The following is a 21,439-nucleotide window of genomic DNA, read 5'->3' as shown; positions in this document are numbered from 1 at the left end:
GGTAAGGCATGAACTGGTCGATCTCCTTCGAACCGCTGATCTCCTGGCCGCTGCTGGCCCTGGTGCTGGTGCCGCTGGCGCTGCTTGCGCTTGTCGGCCTGTGGTTTCGCCAGCGTGGCGGTGTCCTGCGCTTCGTCGCCCTGCTGGCGCTCGCCGCCGCTTTGTTCAACCCGGTATTCCTCAACGAGGAACGCGAGCCGCTGAAAAGCGTCGTCGCGCTGATCGTCGACCGCAGCCAGAGCCAGGATATCGGCGACCGCACCAGGCAGACCGACGAGGCGCTGGCCGGGTTGCAGGAGCGTCTCGGCCGCTTCAAGCAATTCGACGTCCGCGTCGTCGAGGCCGGCAAGTCCGCCGCCGCCGAGGAGCGTACCGAAACGCGGCTGTTCGGCGCGCTGGAAGGCGCCTTCCGCGACGTGCCGCCGTCACGCATCGGCGGCGCCATCATGATCACCGATGGCGAGGTGCATGACGCGCCCCCCGGCGCGCCTGACTTCAACGCCCCGCTGCATGCGCTGATCACCGGCAATGATCACGAAAAGGATCGTCGCATCCGCTTCGAGAACGCGCCGCGTTTCGGCCTTGTCGGCAAGCCGCTCGACATGACCTATCGCGTCATCTCGACCGAAAACGAGACCGGCCCGGTCGATGTGCGTGTCTCGGTCAATGGCGAACAGGTCTCGGTCGAGCATGCCACCGTCGGCCAGCCCATGCCATTGCAGGTGACCATTCCGGGCGCCGGCCGCAACATCATCGAACTCGCCATCGACCGCGAACCGGGCGAACTGACCGACACCAACAACCGCGCCATCGCGCTGGTCGACGGCATCCGCGAGAATCTGCGCGTGCTGCTCGTTTCGGGCGAACCGCATGCCGGCGAGCGCACCTGGCGCAACCTGTTGAAATCCGACGCCTCGGTCGATCTCGTCCATTTCACCATTCTGCGGCCGCCGGAAAAGCAGGACGGCACGCCGATCAACGAATTGTCGCTGATCGCCTTCCCGACCCGCGAACTTTTCGTCGAGAAGATCAAGGATTTCGACCTCATCATCTTCGACCGCTACCAGCACCGCGACGTGCTGCCGATCCTCTACTACGACTACATCTCCGAATATGTCGACAAGGGCGGCGCCCTGCTGATCGCCGCAGGCCCCGAATACGCCGGCGAGGCTTCGATCGCGCGCACGCCGCTGATGTCGGCGCTGCCGGCCATGCCGACCGGAGAGGTGGTCGAAAAAGCATTCTATCCGCGCCTGACCGACCTCGGCCAGCGTCATCCGGTGACACGCGGCCTCGACGGTTCTGCCACCGAGCCGCCGCACTGGAGCCGCTGGTTCCGCACCATCGGCGTGCAGAATCCGCAAGGCGAAGTGGTGATGAAGGGTGCCGACAACCGGCCCCTGCTGCTGCTCGACCGCAAGGGCGAAGGCCGCGTCGGCATGCTTCTGTCCGACCAGGGCTGGCTGTGGGCGCGCGGCTTCGAGGGCGGCGGCCCGCATGTCCAGCTCTACAGGCGGATCGCCCATTGGCTGATGAAGGAGCCGGAGCTCGAGGAAGAACGGCTGACCGCCGAGGGACGCGGGATGGTGCTGGAGATCCGCCGCCAGACGATGGCCGACGACCCAGGCCCGGCGCAGATCATCACGCCCTCCGGCAAGACAGTGACCGTCAAGCTCGACAAGTCCGAACCCGGCGTCTTCCTTGGCAGCGTCCAGACCAACGAGATCGGCCTGTTCCAGGTCGCCAATGGCGATCTCACCGCGCTTGCGCATGTCGGGCCGGTCAACGCGCCGGAATTCGCCGACGTCGTCTCCACCGAGAACCGGCTGAAGGCGCCGGCGGAAGCCACCGGCGGCAGCGTGCGGCGGCTGGCCTCGTCCACTGCCCCTGGCAGCGACGTGACCCTGCCTTCCATCGTTCCGGTGCGCTCGGCCGGCGAGGCTTCCGGCAGCGACTGGATCGGCCTGCGCACCACCGACGACAGCGTCTTGAAGGCCGTCTCGCGCGTGCCGCTGTTCGGTGGCTTCCTCGGCCTCGGCCTGCTGCTCCTGGCGATGGGTTCGATGTGGTACCGCGAGGGCAGGTAGCGCCTTTTTCCTTCTCCCCGTTTACGGGGTGAGAAGCGGTCCGCGTAGCGGACGAAAAGCCAATTGCTTGGCTTTTCGAGCTTCGAACGCCCTGAGCCTGCGAAGGGCCGGCTCCTACGCTACCTGTTATCTAACTGAGGCGAACCGGCCCCTGCCCTCCGCTATGGCTCCGGGCGTTCTCGCTTCAATCGACAAATCGTTGTCGATTGATCGCCCTGCGGGCGACCGCTCCTCACTCCTCCGGCTCGGTCGTGAACAGCAGCGGATAGCCCTTGGCCTTGCCGGCATCGGTGGCCCGCGTCGCCTTGGTCTCGGCAATATCCTTGGTGAAGACCGCAACCACGCAGACGCCGCGCCGGTGCGCGGTGATCATGATCCGGTGCGCCTGGTCCTCGCTGAGCTTGAACTCGCCCTTCAGCACCGTCACCACGAATTCGCGCGGCGTGAAATCGTCATTGATGAGAATGACCTTGTAGAGCTTTGGCCGCTCGGTTTGCGGCTTGACCTTGGTTCGCGGTTTTGTGGTGATTTCAGGCATTGGAGCCTACAATTTGGGAAGCCGATAGTCTCGCGATCGGACTGTGCCTCGCATTTTGCCACGGGCGGCAGCGATCGTCCATTTTGATTGACGTGCGGGCCGCCGGCGGGCAGCCTGGTCACTCACCCTAATGTGGGAAATCGTCGGACGCGGTTCAACGGCCCTGTCGGCCGAAGACGCGGCGATTTGCTTCGGCATCCGCACGGCGTTCCAGCCATGCCGCGATCGGCCATCCGGCAATGCAGATCAAGGTCACGACGAGCAGCACGATGAGCAGCCACGCCTGCACGGGCGTGATGTAATCCCAATTGCTGGAAATCACCGGCGCGAACAGCGAGGGCTCGGTGCGCCCGCTCGCCGGATCCGGCACCGGGCTGGCGGTGAACAGAATAAGCACCCTGGCGACACCGGTGGCCACGAGGCCGCCGATCACCATGGAACGAAAAATGGACGAAAGCCGCTTCTTCATGCGGGCTGTCCTAAACGGTCGGTGTTGAAAACAGGTGAACTGCGATCAAGGTCAATGGCTGTAAGCCGCTGGTGTTCAGTTCATCGACCATGCACTTGGCAGAAGGCCGCCCCAGCCAGTGCGGCTGGAACGGCCTCGATAGAGCAGCTCTGGATCGATCAGGGCTTCTTCTTGGGAGCCGTGGCCGGAGCAGTGGTGGCCGGAGCAGTGGTTGTGGCAGCCGCCTTCTTGGGGGCCTTCTTGACCGGGCACTTGTGCTTCTTGGTTGCCTTGCAGACGGTCTTCTTGGCGACCTTCTTCGGAGCAGCCTTCATCGGAGCGGTGGTCGTCGCGGCAGCAGCCGGGGCGGTGGTGGTGGTAGCCGCAGCCGGGGCAGCGGTCGTGGTGGCGGCGGCGTTGCCGAGAGCAGGCATCGAGAAGGCGAGAGCAACGGCCAGGCCGAGGGCGGACAGGATGGATTTGTTCATGGCTTCATTTCCTTTTTAGCAGGTCGAATTACGAGCTTCACTGAACCGGGTCGTTCGGTGTCACTCCAAGCAGCTTCAGGGCGTTGGCGAGCATCCGGATGCCCTGTGCCTGTTTCTTGGCGGCGCAGTACCGGTTGCCCTTTCTCTGAAGTGCCTTTGCCGCGGTGACCTGCGTTGCCGTGGCATGGGTTTCGAGGGCTTCATCAAATTGGTGGCTGAGATTGGCGCACCGTTCGCTCCGGGTGAGCGGCGCCTTTGCGTCCGATTGACCGGCAGCGGCAGTGGCCAGGCCGAGACCCAGCAACGCTCCCAATAAGCTGATCGACAATCGTGGCATTGGTTTATCCGTAACCCGGAGACTAGCGTCGCAGCCGATGACCTGACCGCCACGGCACCGTTATGCCGCCCGACCTTTTCAGGAGTTTTTCCCGATTGTAGAATTTTGTTTCTGGATTGTGTCTGGCCAAGCCGGGGCAAGCATTTGTTGCTTTCCATGTGGAGAAGGCCAAATTCCTTCTCCCTTGAAATCCAAGGCACTGGCCAACATATGGCCGGAATTCTATCGTGTGGCTCACCTGCCGGAATATTTGGCCGGCAATCGAGACAGGGCACCTCGTGAAATCCGACACACACATACTGATCGTCGACGACGACAAGGGCATCCGCGACCTGCTTCAGGAGTTCTTCCAGAAGCGCGGCCTGCATACGTCGGTTGCCGCCGACGGCACCGAAATGGAGACCATCCTGCGCCGCGCGCAGGTGGATCTCATCGTGCTCGACGTGATGCTGCCCGGCAAGAGCGGGCTGGAATTGTGCCGCGACCTGCGCGCCCGGTATACGACGCCGATCATCATGCTGACCGCCGTCACCGAAACCACCGACCGCGTGGTCGGCCTGGAGATGGGCGCAGACGACTATGTGCCCAAACCCTTCGATCCGCGCGAACTCCTGGCGCGCATCCGCGCCGTGCTGCGGCGCAATGGTGCAACCGAGCCGAAGCGTACCAACAGCAAGCAGATCTACCATTTCGCCGGCTGGACGATGGACTGTTCGCGGCGCCGGCTGACGGCGCCCGACGATGTCAGGGTCGAGCTGACCATGGCCGAGTTCAACCTGCTGCAGACCTTTGTCAAGAGCGCCCAGCGCGTGCTGACCCGCGACCAGCTCATCGAACTCTCCGGCGGCGACAGCGACTATTCCTTCGACCGCAGCATCGACATCCTGGTCTCCAGGCTGCGGCGCAAGATGGAAGACGACCCCAAATCACCGAAACTGATCCTGACGGTGCGCAGCGGCGGCTACCAGTTCCTGCCCGAGACGACCTCCGAATGAGACGTTTCCTGCCGCAGACCTTGCCTGTCTGGGTGCTGCTGATCGTCATATCAGGCCTTTTGATCAGCCAAGTCGCGACCCTCTACATCGTCTCGCGCGATCGCGCCGCCGCCAACGACGTCGTCGACCTCTACCGCCTCAACGACCGCGCCTTCTCGCTGGTCCAGCTCATGAGCGAGGCTACGCCGGAGCAGCGCAAGGCGACCGCGGCCGGCCTGTTCAACTCGACCTACGCGCTCACCGTCTCCGACACCCCGGCCGTCACCTCCTCGATCGCCGGCGACGACGAACTGGCCGAACTTGAAGACATTCTCGTCGGCCGGCTGTCGAAGTTCGGCGTCACCGACGCGCGCGTGCGCCGCGATCCGGCGACGCGCGAGGCCGACGACGCCAGCGGCGCAGTGTCCGGACCCGACATAGGCCAGGTCGAGCGCGACCTTCTGGTGCTGGCCGCCGATTTCGCCCAGAGCGACAAGCTGACGGCCTCGCTGCGCTTCGCCGACGGCCAGTGGCTGAATTTCACCGAGCCGATCACGCCCGTCGGCCCGATCCTGAGTGTCGACAGCCTGCCGCTCTATTCGCTGATTGCCGGGCTGGTGGTGATCATGTCGATCTGGTCGCTGCGCCGGCTGACGGCGCCCTACCGGATGATGGAAACCGCCGTGAACAGGATCGGCAAGGATTTGAAGAGCCCGCCAATCGCCGAGTCGGGCAGCCGCGAGGTTCAGGCCGCGGCGAGAGCGATCAACGCCATGCAGGCGAGGCTGCGCGAATATGTCGAGGACCGCGAACATCTGGCCGCCGCGCTCGCGCATGATTTGCGCACGCCGATGACACGCATGCGGCTGCGGCTCGAACTGCTGCGCAAATCGCCGGCGCGCGAGGCCCTGACCCACGATCTTGCCGATATCGAAAGCATCGCGAGTTCGGTGATAGACTTCGCCAAGTTCGAGGTGACGGAAGAGAAGGCCGAGCGGATCGATTTCTGGTCGCTCGTCGAATCCATCGCCGACAGCTACGAGACCGTTTCCTTCGACAATGACGACGACCGCTCGCGCGGACTGATCTGCATGGCGCGGCCGGTCGCGCTGAAGCGTTGCGTCACCAATCTGGTGCAGAACGCCGTCACCTACGGCAAGAAGGCGCATCTCAGCCTGCACCGCTCGGACGGCACGATCACGCTCATCATCCGCGACGAAGGTCCTGGTATACCGCAGGCCCAGATCGACGCCGTTTTCGGCTCTTTTGTCCGTCTGGAACAATCCCGCAACCGCCAGACCGGTGGTCTCGGCCTCGGCCTGACCATCGCCCGAAACATCGCGCGAGCCGCCGGCGGCGAGATCCGCCTGTCCAACCATCCCGACGGCGGGCTGCTGACGGAGTTGCGGCTACCGCTGGCGGCGTAAATGCAAATATAGCAAGTCACGACCGGCGATCGCAAAACGCGATGCCCTTTCTAGATCAATCGTCGCTGCCTAGCGCGGCAGCCTCAATTAGCGTTCTCGCCTGATCAAGGTCCGCCGGTGAAGTTTTTCCGTCGCTGGCTATGGAGTAAAGTCTCTGAACGGCCGATTCGAAATCGAGAAAATAATCCAACTCATTCTTCTTCAATGGATAATATACCCCCCTATTACTTGAAGAAACCCATCCTCTGGCGTGATAAAGAAACGACAAGAATTTTCGATCATCAAGGGTGTTGGCTTGAACCCACTCTCGAACCTCCTCGAAATCGCCAGCTTGCGCCCAGCCAAAAAGGAGGCTTAGCATCATTGGCGCGGAAACAACTTCGCCAAACGACGAGCCTCGATATCGAGCAAGCATTGTCTCAAGAACTACATGAAATTCATCATCGCCAAACAACCATTCCCGCTCATCTGTCCGCCTATCCCCATAGTGTCCATGCGAGAACGTCTCGCTTCGAAGTAGCGATGTCAGCCAACCAATAGCCTTTCCCGAGCCAAAGGCTTGCCTAATTGTTGACATTCTGCGCCCTTGATCCAAGCGCCTGAATAAAACCCTAGTAAGTCTTTCCGCTTGTGGCCAAGCCCTAGGCGCTCCGAGGAAACTGTCGTCTCGACGGGAGAGATTTTGGTGATCCAAGAAATTTGCAAGACAAAGGAGAATGTTCGGTATTGCCGCGACATCAACCGTCTCGCTTACGACCTCAATTCGATTGAGCAAAACTTCCGCCATCACCCCGCCTTGCGGACGCGTCTGGTTTACGAAATTCGAAAACGCAACGAGTGTTGCACCTGTGTCAATCGATGCCACATCTATGAACAAGCGGAAAGCCTCATCAGAAAGCACGCCGGCTGGCTCTGACAATGAGAAATAATAGCGATAGTGATAAGGACTGGCTAATCGCTTGTCCCGGACATACTTGGCAAACGATCCCGTATTTATTTTACTGAAGACTCTCCATTTACTCCTGTCGGTTCCAGCCATACCGTCAGATATCCCAGGCAATATCTCCCCAATTTCTGAAATCGATCGGTGAAAATCATCTTTTCGTTTAGAGATTAACTTATCCAGATCTTCAGCATCAATCCTTTCTTGATGATCTGTCGTCGTGGCACCGTTTGCCACGGCGGCAAGAGCGACCACGTAATCCTCTATCCAGCTATAAAGATCAGGATCACTTATTCTAACAAGTTGAAGCCAAACCATATCAGGAATATCTATAAAATCCTGGACCGGTTGCCCTTGAAGGCGTAACGCGTTAAGGCATCTAACAACGTCTCTTGCCGTTTCAAGATACCTACCTCCAAAAAAGTCAACTATATATGAAAGCCGTTTTCGGGCTAAGCGATCCGTTTCGTTTAAATTGTCAACATTGAGTGAAAATATTTTTGACAATTCTTCTTCGAACCATCGCCTCAAATCGAAAGCATCAGGTTTTGGCACTCGAAAACTGACTTGAACAATTTTCTCCAAAAAAGCCTTTCCATCGTCTATTTGAACCGCTTTCGTGAGCGTTTGTGCGACAACGCTGGGATCAAAAGAGAGGACATAAATAATGTTAGGAAAATCTGCTACAGCTCGTATCAATCTAAGAACTTCACTAACTTCTCTAGGCTCAAGTCGGTCAAGATCATCAACAAATACCACAATCGGCCGTGATAGAAGCCGAAGAGCGGATACCAGTCCGGCCTTGCGATTTGAAATTGATGCCTCATTACCAAAATTCTTGATCGCCTCCCCCGCTGCTCCCAAGGCGTTTCCTGCCGGCCCAGCACCAGGCATCCCTATGTCACCAGCGGCCTTAACCGCGCTTCCCAGCCCGCTGGCTAATGTGCCGAACAATCTGAGACCCTTGCCGATACTCGCCTTAAATTGTTCTTTTCTCTTTAGCTGCCAATGTTTGTCGCGGAGAAAAGGTTTTTTTATTCGACCAAAAAGAGTATCGTCACTTACTTCTTCGGCTACTTCAATCGGGTCGATTTTCGTTGCAGCGATCGCCAACTCATCAAAAAGCGTAGTTAGCAATTCTGATCTATTTCCCACCAACCATGGCGAAAACGCAATAATCTCGGGTCCGCCTTCGCCTACCTGCCTAAGAGCCTCAATAGTGAGATTAATGAGGGTCGACTTTCCGGTCCCCCATTTTCCTTCGATTCCAAAAACCAGACCTTCTTGTGCAGTTTGATTTATGATTGCCTTCGCCAGCTTGTCAGCAACGGGTGCAAAGCCAAGGCGGTCAGCCGTCCGCGATAGTATCGGACGATCCCCATCCATCTCAATTCTACTCCACCGTGAATTGAGCTTAAGATCGCATCAATAACTCGATATTGCGAGAATAAAAATACGAGTTCGAGTACGTTGTTTGGTTGTTTTTCGGGACTCGCGCGAACCGCTGGCGGCGAGATCAGCCTATCCGACAAACAGGGCGGCCGCCTGCTGACATAACTGCGTTTGCCGCTGGCTGTGTAGAACCAGGCGCGCTCGATCGAGGCGCCTCGCTTGCCTTGGCATCCTATGGAACTACCGCCGCAGCACCGCGCTCAGCACATCCCTGATGCCGATCGCACCGACGAAGCGCGACTGATCATCGAACAGCGCTACCGGTGCTGTCTGCGAACGGTGCATGGCCAGCATCACGGTTTTCAGCGAGGTGCCGGGATTGGCCCAGAACACTTGCGATGCCTCCTCCGACCGGGCCTCGACATCGGCGCAGGAAACCCATACCGCGGGCTTGCCGTCGCGTTCGGCCGCCGCCACCAGCCCGTGCTCGTCGATCTTGAAGCGTGTCGTCTTGCGCCGGTCGAGCCACACCCAGCCATTGTCGCCATGCTCGAGGTCGCGACTGTCGCGCATCACGTTCCAGGCCGTCAGCACCGAGAGCGGGTTCACATTGGCGATGAAGTCGCGGACATAGTCGTTGGCGGGGCGCAGCACGATGTCTTCCGGCGCGCCGGTCTGCACGATACGCCCGCCTTCCATGATCGTGATGTGGCTACCGATCTTCAGCGCCTCTTCCAGATCGTGGCTGACGAAGATGATGGTCCTCTTCAGCTCGGCCTGCAGCTGCAGCAATTCGTCCTGCAACTTGGTGCGGATCAGCGGATCGAGCGCCGAGAACGGCTCGTCCATCAACAGGATCGGCGCCTCGGTGGCAAAGGCGCGGGCCAGGCCGACACGCTGCTGCATGCCGCCGGACAGTTCGTGCGCGTATTTCTTGGACCACTGGTCGAGATTGACCAGCTTGAGCTGCTTGTGCACGCGTTCCCGGCGTTCGGCGTCCGGCACGCCGGCCAGTTCGAGGCCGAGCCCGACATTTTCCTCCACCGTGCGCCACGGCAAGAGGCCGAACTGCTGGAACACCATCGCCACCTGCTTCTGGCGCAGGCGCCGCAAGGTCGGCTCGTCACAAGTGACGACATCGACGATCTTGTCGCCGTCCTTGACCAGTACCTGGCCGCGCGACACCACGTTGAGACGGTTGACAGCGCGCAGCAATGTCGACTTGCCGGAGCCGGACAGGCCCATCAGCACCGAGATCTCGCCCTCGTGCACGGTCAGGCTGGCGCCGGCGCAGCCCAGCACATTGCCGGTCTTCTCCAGGATTTCGGCGCGCGTGGCGCCCTTGTCGATCATCGCCAGCGAGCCGGCCTGGTCGGCGCCGAAGACGATATCGACGTTCTTGAAGTCGACGGCGACGGTCATTTCTTGCCTCCAACGCCAATGCGGGTCATTCGGTCGAGCACGATCGCAAGCACGACGATGGCGAGGCCCGCCTCGAGCCCGAGATCGATGCGGCGCGAGCCGAGCGCACGGTTGATTTCGGTGCCTAGCCCGCCGGCGCCGATGAGGGCCGCGAACACCACCATCGACAGCGACAGCATGATCGACTGCGTCAGGCCGGCCATGATGGTGGGCAGCGCCGAGGGCAGTTCCACCTTCCACAACAGCTGGCTCTTGGTGGCGCCGAACGCCTCGCCGGCCTCGATGATCGACTTCGGCACCGAAACCACGCCGAGATGGGTGAGCCGGACCGCGGTCGGGATGACGAAGATGATGGTGACGATGAGGCCGGGCGCGTTGCCGAGACCGAACAGGGTCAGCACCGGGATCAGGTAGACGAAGGTCGGCAGCGTCTGCATCAGGTCGAGCACCGGCAGCATGACGCGGTAGACCTTCGGCTTGTGCGCCGCCCAGATGCCGAGCGGCACGCCGATGGCCATAGCCATGGCGGCGGCGGCGACGACCAGCACCAACGTCTGCACGGTCTGCTTCCACAGGTTCTGGTTGATGATGAAGATCAGGCCTAGGAAGACGCCGATGGCCAGCGGCCGCGAGCGTTGCAGCAGCCAGGCGACGAGGGCGATGACCAGCGCCAGCAGCACCGGCGGCACCATCAGCAAAAGCTCGACCAACCCGTCGAGGATGAAATTCAGGCCATTGGAGAACGCCCTGAAGATGGTGTCGAAATTGTCGGTCAGGAACCCGAAAAAGGCCTTTCCCCAGGCACCGATCGGGATTTTGTGATCGACCATGAATTTGGAAATCGGATCCATCTCACCCCTCTTCTGTCAGAGCGCGGCCTTCGGCCCCGTGCTGTCGCTAGGTCATCTTGTCATAGGATATGAAAAAGGGCAGCCCTTTGTTAAGCGGCTGCCCATCTCCATCCGGTCATGCCGGATGCAAAGTCGGCTCAGCTTCCGAGCGCTTTCTTGACCGCGGCCGCGGCGTCGCCGCCATCGAAGGTCGTCACGCCGGCGATCCAGGGCGCGACGGCGTCCGGATGCTTCTTCAGCCAGTCGGTCGCGACCGTCTGGGCGTCGCCGCCCTTGAGGATCGCGTCCATCATCTGGCCTTCCATGTCCAGATTGAACTTGAGGTTGGCGATGAACTTGCCGGCGTTCGGGCACTCGGTGGTGTAGCCCTTGCGCACGTTGGTGAACACGGTGGCGGCGCCGAAGCCGCTGTCGCCCATGCCGTCGAGATAGGTGATCTTCATGGCGCCCATCACCGGATGCGGGGTCCAGCCGAGGAAGGCGATCCACTCATTGCTCTTCATCGACTGCTCGGCCTGTGTCAGCATGCCCGCCTCCGAGGATTCGACCAGCTCGAAGCCGTCGAGATTGTCCTTAGGGTTCTTGATCATGTCGAGGATGATGCGGTTGCCGTCATTGCCGGCCTCGATGCCGTAGATCTTGCCGTTGAACTTGTCCTTGAACTTGCCGAGGTCGGTCAGCGACTTGACGCCGGCGTCGGCGACATAGGTCGGCACGACGATGCCGTAGCCGGCGCCGGTCAGGTTGGTGCTGATGGTCTCGACCGAACCGTCGGCGGTGTAGTCCTTGATGTCGTTGGTCATCGACGGCATCCAGTTGCCGAGGAAGACATCGAGGTCCTTGTTCTTCAACGAAGCCATGGTCACCGGCACCGACAGCTGGATGGTCTTCGGCTCGTAGCCGAGCGCGGTGAGCAGCACCGAGGCCAGGCCCGTGGTGGCCTGGATGTCGGTCCAGCCGACATCGGAGAGACGCACGGTCTTGCAGCTCTCGGCATCGCCGGCAAAGGCAACGCTGGTGGACAGAAAAGCCGCTAGGCCGAGGCCGGCGGCGAAGGAATTCATACGCGACATAGACAGTCTCCTATTGTGATTCTTTGGCGAAGCGTAGTTACGGTTTCTCTGCCCGCCTTGTTTCGTCAGCCAAACACCATTCTGGTGTGGATTCAAGCGTCAAGGCAATCACGATCAACGGCGCGGACTAGCCAATCAGCGACACGGTTGACGCTTTTGTCGTGCCGGACAGTTTTTTCCGCGACTAGACGGTTTGGGACCCGTCTGCTTTTTCAGGGGAGATGCGGCAGCGACCCCTCCCCGCCCCGGGCCAAGTCGGCTTAAAAGAGCGACATGGCGAAGCTCTATTTCAACTACGCGACGATGAATGCCGGCAAGACGACCATGCTCCTGCAGGCGTCGTACAATTATCGCGAACGCGGCATGACGACGATGCTGTTCGTCGCCGGCCACTACCGCAAGGGCGACAGCGGCCTGATCTCGTCGCGCATCGGGCTGGAGACGGAAGCCGAGATGTTCCGCGACGGCGACGACCTGTTCGCCCGTGTCGCCGAGCATCACGACCACACGACGGTGCATTGCGTCTTCGTCGACGAGGCGCAGTTTCTCGAGGAGGAGCAGGTCTGGCAATTGGCCCGCATCGCCGACCGGCTGAACATTCCGGTGATGTGCTACGGCCTGCGCACCGATTTCCAGGGCAAGCTGTTCTCCGGCTCGCGCGCGCTGCTGGCGATCGCCGACGATCTGCGCGAGGTGCGCACCATTTGCCGCTGCGGCCGCAAGGCAACGATGGTCGTGCGCCTCGGCGCCGATGGCAAGGTTGCCCGCCAGGGCGAACAGGTGGAGATCGGCAAGGACGTCTACGTCTCGCTTTGCCGCCGCCATTGGGAAGAAGAGATGGGCCGCGCCACGCCGGACGATTTCATCGGCTTCATGAAATCCTGAATATCCCCTGCCATCGCCGTCAGGCCGCCAGGACTGGCCTTGCCGGGAACCGCCAGCCCAGCCGGACGCCAAGTGTCGCCACGGCGATCAGTGCCATGCCGGCGGCCTGCCGACCGGTCCTACCGTTACACCTACTCCAGCGCCTCGCTGCTTGGCTTGATCGCGGTCGATCGGCTGCATGATTTCCTGCGCCGTGACCTTGCACGGCAGGCCTGACCAGCATGGTCATGCGTCCCGGCGTGGTCCTCGCTGCTACATTGTCCTGAAGTAGGATAGGAAGAGTCGGAGCAATCCTGCCATGATGCAACGTTCGTTAAGGGCTCAGTCCTATCCTGCACCATTCTCGTCCCAGCCAGAGTTCTCCGGGTCAGCCATGCTTCGAGCCGTTTCCTCCGCCAGCCTCTTCCTCCTTGTGGCCACTGTTGGCGCTCATGCCGGTGGCGATCCGGCGCTCGGAAAGAAAGTCTTCAACCGCTGCATCGCCTGCCATGAGGCAGCCACCGACCGCGACAAGGTCGGCCCGCATCTCTTGGGTGTGGTCGGCCGCACCGCCGGCACGGCCGAGAGCTTCCTTGGCCATTATTCCGAAGCGATGAAGGCCGCGGGCGCGGCCGGTCTCGTCTGGGACGAGGCAAATCTTGCCGAATATCTCAAGGCCCCGAAGCTGAAAGTACCGGGCAACAGGATGGCGTTTGGCGGCCTGACCAATGATGACGACATCGCCAATGTCATCGCCTATCTGAAGGCCGATCCGAAACCCTGAGCGCGCATGGCAGGACAGCGATGGCTTTGCCAGCAACCGGTTCAATTGCCTGCGAATTCAACATCTCCGCGACGCTGGCGCCGGTGATTTGCCGATATAAAGGTTCAATGACAGTTGAACCAGGCCAAGCCGGCCGGCTAATCACGTCATGACCCCACCTGCATTGTCTTTCAAGGCCTTGGCGGATTCTTTTGTTTTCACGCTGCCACTGTCTTCACGTCTTTCAATCCCCGGATGCCCCACATATATTCGCCGCTGTTCGCAACCAGCGACCGGAAGCCGAAGCGGGAGGCCCCTATGGCGACATTGCAGAATTTCGATGCCGAAATTGCCAAGACCAAGCAGGTCGTCCAGGACATGCGCGCCAAGATCGAGCAGTCCGGCACCGTGCTCGACACGCTTGCCACCGCCGACAAGAAGATCGGCGACGCCAATTTCGACATCGAGAACGCCCGCATCGAGGATGTGCTGAAGCAGCAGAAGGTGATGGAAGGCAACATTGCCGACCTCATCATCGGCCTCGAGGACGCCACCAACGTCTTCGGTGCCGAGTTCGAGAGCATGAAGAACTACACCGGCTGGGAGAACTTCGTCGGCGTCTTCTCCAGCCAGCGCAAGCAGCGCATGCGCACCGATCGCGTCCGCAACATGTCGCTGGCCGGCAATCTGCAGGAACTGCTGGCCAAGTCCGACACCATCGTCGGCATCCTGAAGGCGCAGAAGGAGGTCCTCGACCAGCGCTACAAAACCTCCGAGAACAGCCTGTCGCAGGTGATCGAGCGCCGCAAGACCACCATGACCAACCTCGAAGCCGTGCAGAAGCGCATCGAGGAGCTCAACCCGATGCTGCTCGACATCGAGAACAAGATCGCCGCCTCGACCAGCCAGAAGGACCGCACGCAGCTTGAGGGCGAGCGCTCCAAGCTCGCCACCGAATACAATGAGAAGCAGGCCAAGGAACAGGAACTGCTGGCCGAAAGCCAGACGCTCGAACGCTACACCTCGATGTTCCAGACCTTCGTCGATTCGCTCAACAACCAGATCGCCGCTCAGTCGACGCTGATCAACAAGCTGACCATCGATACCGAGCAGCGTATCGTGCTCTACAAGGCGCTGGAAGATTCGCTGAAAACTGCCGCCCAGCAGGACGTCGCCCACAAGATCAACACGCTCGGCAGCCAGGTCGACAACACGGCGGAAGAAACCATGGCCGGCATCGGCGCCGCGTCGCAGAAGCACATTGGCGATCTGCTCGAGATGCATGAGAAGAACATGGTCGCCAGCGCCGATATCCAGCGCCGCAAGAAGCTGGCCGACGATGCCTTCGCGCGCCGCTTCGACGAAGTGCTGAAGAAGCACAATTCGGCCAACTACGTGCAGTCATAATTGCCGCGCGCACCGGTGCGACGATCCCAGGGCTGACACAATGACCCCCGAAAACGACGCGGCGGCGCGGTATTTCTCGGCAATCACGGCCGCGCTCAGCGGCCTTGAAGTGTTCATGCGCGACGACCGCTCGCCGCTCTACCGGCACGGCATCGTCGCCAGGATCGTTGCCGAGTACATCGCCCGGCTCGACAAGTCTTTCGGCTGCTGGCGCAACCGCCTGGGCTTCATGGACACGTTCCGCATTTCGCGCGCCGAGAGCGGCTTTCCGGTGTTCCAGAACCTGCTCGAACTGGAAAACGACCGCCGCCAGGCCGACAGCCGGCTTGCCAACATCCCGAAGGCCGGCGAATTGCGGGACGAGATGGCCGACTTCATCCTGCGCCACAAGGAATTCCCCGAGGCGCTGCAGAAGTCGATGGCCGAGCGGCTCTACCTCGAGGACGTCAAGAGCGAGCAGACCTTTGGGCCGTTCACGCTGGCGCAAACCGCCAAGGTCTCGGTCAATCCGAAAACAGCGCGGCCCTACTATCTCGTCCATTGGGCGACCTTCGACGGCAGTGCCAACCTGCCGCTGGTCTACATGGTCACGGTGGAGGATTCCTCCGAGAGCATGATCCGCCAGCTCGTCGACCGGGACGGCAAGTTCAACGAGAAAGTAGACATCCCCCTGCCGGTCGACGGCCTGCTCAATCCCGAGCTGGCGCATCGTTTCGACGATTTCACCGAGAAGAACTCCGCCTATACGTTGTCTCCGGCGACGATCGCGGTCAATCTCGACAAGGATTTCGAGCCGCTCCACCCCAAACAATTGCGCCGCGTCGTGCTCGGCCCGTTCTATTCCGCGGGTATTACCGACAACAATTCGACGGTGGCGGAAGTGCTGGCCAAGGTGCGCAAGCCGGAAAACGCCTGGCTTTTGACCTGGACCATCCAGGAGGTCTACTCCAAGGGCGAGAAACCCGGCCGCAAGGGGCTGTTTTCCAGCGAAAAGACGACGCAGGAATTCTTCATCAACACCGATGACCTGGAAGCCGCGCGCCAGGGCGTGTCGAGCTACGAGAACCACGCGCTGATCCCGCACGAGGCCTACCAAGCGCTCTACGCCGCCGGCGAGGCACAGAAGATCTTCGGCGGCTACAAGGTGCACATCCTGTCCAACGGACAGGTCATCTCAGACGTCTGACCGTCACACCACGGAGCATCCTTCATGGACACCGGCCTGACCACCATTGCGGAAGCGGCGATCGAAAAGCACCGCGCCACCGCGCAGAGCTTCATCACCCGCATCGTCGTGCTGGAGGATCCGTCGCGCGAATCCGGCACGGCACTGGCCGGCACCAACCGCCGTTTCGTCTCCACGGTCTCGGTCGGCTCGGTGCGCCGCACGCGCGAGGTCGAACTCACGAAGACCGTCGGCGCCGTCCATCCCGACGATCAGTTGCTGACCATTGCACAGCACACGCTTCTGTTTCGGGCCCGGCGCGGCACGGCGATTGCGCTCGCCGTGTCGGATGTCTTCGCCGAAGGCTCCGACCTCGAAAGCCTGCAGGCGAAAAACACCCGTGCGCCGCTCGAGGGCGACGAGGCTTCAGCCTTCAAGAAGCTTCTCTCTGCCTCAGCCTACATCTCGGCTTTCAGCCTTGCGTCCTATCTGTTCCAGCTGATCGACAGCGACGGCGAGGCGCCCAACGATATTCCCGAGCCGGATTTCCTGTTCGACACGCCGCAGGATGCGGTGAAGTCGATCCTAGCCGGCCTCGACAAGGCGATTGCGGGCTCGAAGGACGATGCCGACCTGGCCACCAGGGCACGCGCTTTCGCCCGCGTCGCCATCGACGGGCTGTTGGCCAGAAAAGGCCGCTTCGACGGCATCGGCCCGTTCGAGAACGCCCATATCCGCATCGATGCCGATGATTTCACCCTCGATGGCTTCGACGTCGCGCCCGGCAAGCGCTCCAAGCCGCTGGTGATGACCTTCAAGAAACCCGAAGAGGTCGTCGGCAACCACATCGCCAAATACCAGTCGGTCAAGCTCGCCAAGATGCTGATGGCCTATGATTTCGAGCGCGAGCTGAACCCGTTCGTCGAGCTCGGCGGCTTCCTGTTCACCTTCATCGGCGACGGCGCGCCCGGCACCGGCAAGACGACGCTGATCCAGATGATCGCCGGCCTCGTCAACGGCTACTGCCAGGTCGCCGGCTATCCCTTCGCCTATGAGAATTTCGGTGTCGACCAGATCTCGTCCTATCAGGGCAAGTCCGGCCAGAACTGCCGCCAGTTCATCAACAATGTGCTGAACCCGCGTGTCATCGGCTTCGGCACCATCGACGACATCGACCAGGTGGCGGCGCGCCGCTCCGACGACCGCGCCTCGGCTGGCCAGCAGGAGATCACCGGCGTTTTGATGGATGCCTTCGCCGGCGCCGCCACCGTGGTGCGCGGCAACTGCTCGTTCGGCATGTTTTCCAACTATCCCGAGAATGTCGACGACGCGCTGCGCCAGCGCGCCGGCGCCCGTTGGCTGGTCGACGGACCGCAGACCCGCGACGACTATATCGACATCTTCGTGCTGCTCGCCGGCAAGAACCACGAGATCCCCCTGGGCAAGCACGAGCTCTATGCGGCGCAGGAAATCCAGCGCGCCGTGACCGAAGCCTATGAGGAGCACGAAAAGCCGCAAGAGGACGGCCTGATGAAAGTCTACGAGCGCTACATGAAGGAGAACGGCGCGCCCAAGACCATGGCCGATATCGGCACCTATCTCCACCTGATCAAGGATGCCGAGCCCCGCTTCACCGGCCGCGCCATCAAGAACGTCACCGACGCCATCAAGATGCGCGCCATGGACATCGAGCTGCCCGACGACTGGTTCGAGAAGCCGGAAGCCTTCATGCACAAGGGGTATGACGAGAAGAAAGCCATGATCGAGGATCTGCGCGGGCCGTTCTCGCTTGACATGGTCATGCAGGAGATCAACCGCTACGCCGATTCCGAGTTCCGCTATTCCGACAAGTCCGACGACGCCGCGGTGGGAAAACTCCTGCGCGACGCAAGACTGCGCGAAAGGGCAGCGCGCGAGATGGAGGTGATGAAGCAGAAGGGCAGTTGGAATGCGTGAGGTCCGGCCGTCGCGTCAATGGACAGTCCTTCGCGCCGTCGAAGGACAAGGAGCCAGCGCTGACGCCCCCCTCTCCCCGTTCTTCACGGGGAGAGGGTACGGGTGAGGGGCAGCGCATGCGTGGACCAGAAATCGAAACAACAGGGCGGGCGAGACGTCTACGCCAGTCGGACAACGACGCCGAGAACGCGCTTTGGATGGAGTTGCGCGGACGCAGGCTGAACGGCCACAAATTTGTCCGACAGTTTCCGATAGGCAGCTACTTTGCTGATTTTGCTTGCAGGGACTGCCAGTTGGTCGTCGAGGTCGACGGCAGTCAGCATGTCGACAGCAAGTACGATCAGACGAGAGATCGCTTCATGGTTTCAAATGGTTGGTCTCTACTCCGCTTCTGGAACGTCGACGTATTAAAGGAGCGAGAAGCGGTGCTTGAGACGATACTGGCGGCTATCGAACAGCGCCTCGATCGTCATATCGAAACGAGTGACCTTCGATTCATCGCTGCAAAAAGCTATGGGGAGACATATCCTTGACTGTCGGCGCCGCCCCTCACCCTTACCCTCTCCCCGTGAAGAACGGGGAGAGGGGGACGCCAGCGTTGGCGCTTCATCTTGTCAGGCAAAACCTCTCGGACGCTTCGAGATGACCGCCAAAAAACCCGACCTTCTGCGCGATAACGAGCTGATCTACGGCCGCTTGCTCACCATCGACGAGCCGCATCTGATCGATCGCTACAACAAGGCGCTTGCCGCCTTCGGCCTCAATCCCACCAAGCTGAAGAGCTTCCAGATCGACCGCACCGGCTTCTCGCCCGAAGTGGCCGAGGAGTGCGGCGACTATGATTATCTCGACCCCAACGAGGTCAATCGCCGCTTCATCATCCTGACACCGTCGCAGATCGACCTGCCGGTGGTGCACACCGCCTTCTCCAATACCTCGCTGCTGATGTTCGAGTTCATGTCCAAGAACCAGCGCGCCATCGACGCGCTGACCATCAAGGACGTCATCTACGGCGAGATCGAGGACTCCGTTCCTAAGGTCAATGACATCGAGGACCTTTTGTCGATCAACCAGGTCGAGTTCAAGGTGCTGTCGGCGGAGGATGTGCTGGGCAAGGCCGCCGAACTCGGCAAGCTCGTCGACCGGCTGAAGCAGGAGCCCGATGCCTGGCGCGACGATACCATGCTGAACCACATGGTGGAGTTGGCGAAGATCTGTGGCGATATCAGAGAGAACGCGCTGGTGCCCGACCAGGTGATCTTCCGCCACAATGCTTATTGGACCAGCCATTTCGGCGGTCTCTACGTGTTCGTCGACCCCGACATGACGACGGTGATCAGCGATCCGGCCGCCCCCGGCTTTCGCCGCTCGCGGCCGTGGCAGGTCAGCTATCTCTCGATCAAGGACGCCGACAAGGTGTTCAAATTCCTGGCCTCGACTGGCCGCATCGAGCTGCCGCGCGCCTCCTGGATCGAGGCATCAGGCTATCTCGAGCACCGGGCCGAGATGGTGGTGCGCGCGCTGATCCGCGACGCCGAGCCGGACCGCAATCTGACCGATGTCGACAAGGTCTGGCTGCAGACCTGGATCCAGAGCCATGCCGACCTGATCACCAGGGACGGCAATTTTCCCTTCCTCAACGCCGCCAAGCGCGAGATCGCCCAGCTTGGCCACCTCAAGATCGAGGACGTGTTTCCCCAGCAGCGCTTCCTGGTGATCCGCGCCAAGCCGGACCATCCCGACGCCTGGCTGACCAATCGGCTGATCTCGGATTTCGTACCGTCGGACTTCGTCTCGCGCTACATTTTCAACAAGGACGGCTTCTACAAGGATTATGACGGCTTCAGCGACGCCTGGCGATCGCATGTTGTGGACGTTCTGAAAACCACATATTTGAAGGACAAGGTGGCGTTTCGCACACGCCTCTACGGCCTGACTGACTAGACCGAAATGAACCATGATTTCGTTCTGATTTATTGTTTTGACGCATGGTGTTGCCCAGAAAGTCTGCAACTTTTTGGCATCATGCTTGAGGGGTGACGAGAGCCATGCTTGATCCGATCGTGAACTTCTTCGTCAGGGTTTTCCAATGGATCGGCCGCGGCATCGGTCTTCTGATCGGCGTCATCGTGTGGCCGTTCCTGTGGGCCGGACGCTGGTACGCGCAGCGTGGCTGGATCCTCAAGGCCGTGGTCGGCCTTGCCCTGCTGGTGCTGATCGGCCTCTACGCCAACTTCTTCTACGCCACCCAATGGTGGAACAAATTCGACCCGAACTATCCGGACACCTACACCTTCGAGAAGCGCAATGTTTCGGCCGGTGAGCAGGTCGCCGCCGGCACCGGCACCGATACTGCCAAGACCTGCGGAAACTCCGGCATTGCCCAGGTGGCCGCCGACCTGACCGATTTCAATGTCAATCAGAATGCCTGGATCTCGTCGATGATCCTCTACAAGCTCGGCCTGTTCGGCATCAACTGGGACGACACACCATGGATGGACAACAAGGCGTCGTTCCAGCGCGGCATCAACCAGGCGGTGCGGCGCACGGCGACCGAACTCGCCGATAATCTCGGCCGCGTCCGCACGACCTCACAGATCGATGCCGACCTGCAGGACGCGCGCGGAAATCTGCAGTTCGACGAATACACCTGGTACTTCGGCGTCAGCCCGTTTGGCCCCAAGACGCCGACGCCGAGCTATTATCGTGATGCGGTGCGCAAGCTGCGCTCGTTCAACGCCCGCCTCGCCACCTGTCAGGCCACGTTCGATGCCCGTGCCGACAACCTCAAGCAGTATATCGATCGCATTGCATCGGATATCGGCTCGACCTCGGCCATCCTCAAGGAGCGCGCCGAGAACCATAACAATGGCTGGTTCGACACCCGCGCCGACGACCGCTACTGGTTCGCCTATGGCCAGCTCTATGCCTATTACGGCCTGATGAAGGGCGCCCAGGCCGACTTCGAGGACGTCCTCAAGGAAAAGCACCTGCAGAGCCTGTGGGACACGATGGACGCGCAATTCGTCTCGGCGCTGCGCATCCAGCCCTTCATCATCGCCAATGGCCGCGAGGACGGCTGGCTGCTGCCGACGCACCTGACGACGATGGGCTTCTATATCTTGCGCGTGCGCTCCAACATGGTCGAAATCAGCAACGTGCTGACGCAGTGACACTTTGAGCTTCGGCCCAGGCGATGGCGGATTTGCGCCGTCGCCTCTGTCGCATTCCGTGCATTGTGCGGCTGTTTTGAGACGGCGGAAACGCCGTCGCTCTGGCTTCTATACGGCGCGGCAAGCGGAGC

At 60.8% G+C, this 21,439-nt stretch carries 19 protein-coding genes; 11 read left to right on the top strand and 8 right to left on the bottom strand.

All coding sequences use genetic code 11. From position 1 onward, the window contains the following. Positions 1-8 precede the first annotated feature (8 nt). On the top strand, positions 9-2,087 hold the full coding sequence (locus tag EB233_RS11310; protein WP_064989697.1) for a hypothetical protein: 2,079 nt from the start codon (positions 9-11) through the stop codon (positions 2,085-2,087). A 232-nt stretch (positions 2,088-2,319) separates the two neighbouring features. On the opposite strand, the gene clpS is transcribed toward EB233_RS11310, so the two are convergent. From clpS to EB233_RS11290, 4 genes are all read right to left on the bottom strand, one after another. After that, positions 2,320-2,625, bottom strand: a complete 306-nt coding sequence (clpS, locus tag EB233_RS11305; RefSeq protein WP_027056972.1) for an ATP-dependent Clp protease adapter ClpS — start codon at positions 2,623-2,625, stop codon at positions 2,320-2,322. 154 nt (positions 2,626-2,779) lie between these two features. Next, positions 2,780-3,094 carry a hypothetical protein gene (locus tag EB233_RS11300; protein ID WP_027056971.1) on the bottom strand — a complete coding sequence of 105 codons (315 nt, stop codon included), beginning with the start codon at positions 3,092-3,094 and terminating at the stop codon, positions 2,780-2,782. A 158-nt stretch (positions 3,095-3,252) separates the two neighbouring features. Next, entirely contained in the window at positions 3,253-3,561 is a 309-nt protein-coding gene (locus EB233_RS11295) for a hypothetical protein (protein ID WP_032918644.1), read from the bottom strand. A gap of 37 nt (positions 3,562-3,598) precedes the next feature. Next, positions 3,599-3,898 (bottom strand): hypothetical protein, encoded by a 300-nt coding sequence (locus tag EB233_RS11290; RefSeq protein WP_027056970.1) that lies wholly within the window; start codon positions 3,896-3,898, stop codon positions 3,599-3,601. A 278-nt stretch (positions 3,899-4,176) separates the two neighbouring features. Here EB233_RS11290 and EB233_RS11285 point away from each other — a divergent pair, with 278 nt between their 5' ends. Next, positions 4,177-4,893, top strand: a complete 717-nt coding sequence (locus EB233_RS11285) for a response regulator (protein ID WP_064989698.1) — start codon at positions 4,177-4,179, stop codon at positions 4,891-4,893. Then, positions 4,890-6,299, top strand: a complete 1,410-nt coding sequence (locus tag EB233_RS11280) for an ATP-binding protein (protein WP_064989699.1) — start codon at positions 4,890-4,892, stop codon at positions 6,297-6,299. The genes EB233_RS11285 and EB233_RS11280 overlap by 4 nt, the downstream gene beginning before the upstream one ends. A 55-nt stretch (positions 6,300-6,354) precedes the next feature. On the opposite strand, the gene EB233_RS11275 is transcribed toward EB233_RS11280, so the two are convergent. The 4 genes from EB233_RS11275 to EB233_RS11260 form a co-directional block, all read right to left on the bottom strand. After that, on the bottom strand, positions 6,355-8,628 hold the full coding sequence (locus EB233_RS11275; protein WP_081294087.1) for a KAP family P-loop NTPase fold protein: 2,274 nt from the start codon (positions 8,626-8,628) through the stop codon (positions 6,355-6,357). A 246-nt stretch (positions 8,629-8,874) separates the two neighbouring features. Next, positions 8,875-10,056 (bottom strand): choline ABC transporter ATP-binding protein, encoded by a 1,182-nt coding sequence (gene choV / locus EB233_RS11270; RefSeq protein WP_064989701.1) that lies wholly within the window; start codon positions 10,054-10,056, stop codon positions 8,875-8,877. Beyond that, positions 10,053-10,907, bottom strand: coding sequence for a choline ABC transporter permease subunit (choW, locus tag EB233_RS11265; protein WP_064989702.1), 855 nt, complete (start codon positions 10,905-10,907; stop codon positions 10,053-10,055). Before choW ends, choV begins: the two co-directional genes overlap by 4 nt. A gap of 137 nt (positions 10,908-11,044) precedes the next feature. After that, positions 11,045-11,980 (bottom strand): choline ABC transporter substrate-binding protein, encoded by a 936-nt coding sequence (locus EB233_RS11260; RefSeq protein WP_064989703.1) that lies wholly within the window; start codon positions 11,978-11,980, stop codon positions 11,045-11,047. A gap of 273 nt (positions 11,981-12,253) precedes the next feature. On the opposite strand from EB233_RS11260, the gene EB233_RS11255 reads away from it, so the two are divergent. The 8 genes from EB233_RS11255 (at position 12,254) to EB233_RS11220 (ending at position 21,308) form a co-directional block, all read left to right on the top strand. Then, positions 12,254-12,865, top strand: coding sequence for a thymidine kinase (locus EB233_RS11255; protein ID WP_064989704.1), 612 nt, complete (start codon positions 12,254-12,256; stop codon positions 12,863-12,865). A 373-nt stretch (positions 12,866-13,238) separates the two neighbouring features. Continuing rightward, the gene (locus EB233_RS11250; RefSeq protein WP_064989705.1) at positions 13,239-13,628 is read left to right on the top strand and encodes a c-type cytochrome; all 390 of its coding nucleotides are present in this window, start codon (positions 13,239-13,241) and stop codon (positions 13,626-13,628) included. Positions 13,629-13,925: 297 nt separating this feature from the next. Beyond that, entirely contained in the window at positions 13,926-15,014 is a 1,089-nt protein-coding gene (locus EB233_RS11245; RefSeq protein ID WP_027056962.1) for a hypothetical protein, read from the top strand. A gap of 40 nt (positions 15,015-15,054) precedes the next feature. After that, complete coding sequence (locus EB233_RS11240; RefSeq protein WP_064989706.1) at positions 15,055-16,200, top strand: hypothetical protein; 1,146 nt, start codon at positions 15,055-15,057, stop codon at positions 16,198-16,200. A 24-nt stretch (positions 16,201-16,224) separates the two neighbouring features. Next, entirely contained in the window at positions 16,225-18,135 is a 1,911-nt protein-coding gene (locus EB233_RS11235) for an AAA family ATPase (RefSeq protein WP_064989707.1), read from the top strand. 116 nt (positions 18,136-18,251) lie between these two features. Then, on the top strand, positions 18,252-18,668 hold the full coding sequence (locus EB233_RS11230) for an endonuclease domain-containing protein (RefSeq protein WP_064989708.1): 417 nt from the start codon (positions 18,252-18,254) through the stop codon (positions 18,666-18,668). A gap of 109 nt (positions 18,669-18,777) precedes the next feature. Next, entirely contained in the window at positions 18,778-20,079 is a 1,302-nt protein-coding gene (locus EB233_RS11225) for a DUF6638 family protein (RefSeq protein ID WP_064989709.1), read from the top strand. A gap of 104 nt (positions 20,080-20,183) precedes the next feature. Beyond that, the gene (locus EB233_RS11220) at positions 20,184-21,308 is read left to right on the top strand and encodes a DUF2333 family protein (protein WP_064989710.1); all 1,125 of its coding nucleotides are present in this window, start codon (positions 20,184-20,186) and stop codon (positions 21,306-21,308) included. Positions 21,309-21,439: the final 131 nt, after the last annotated feature.

The organism is Mesorhizobium erdmanii (genome assembly GCF_013170725.1).
Taxonomy (GTDB): Bacteria; Pseudomonadota; Alphaproteobacteria; order Rhizobiales; family Rhizobiaceae; genus Mesorhizobium; species Mesorhizobium erdmanii.
This window is presented reverse-complemented; position numbering and strand designations above follow the sequence as displayed.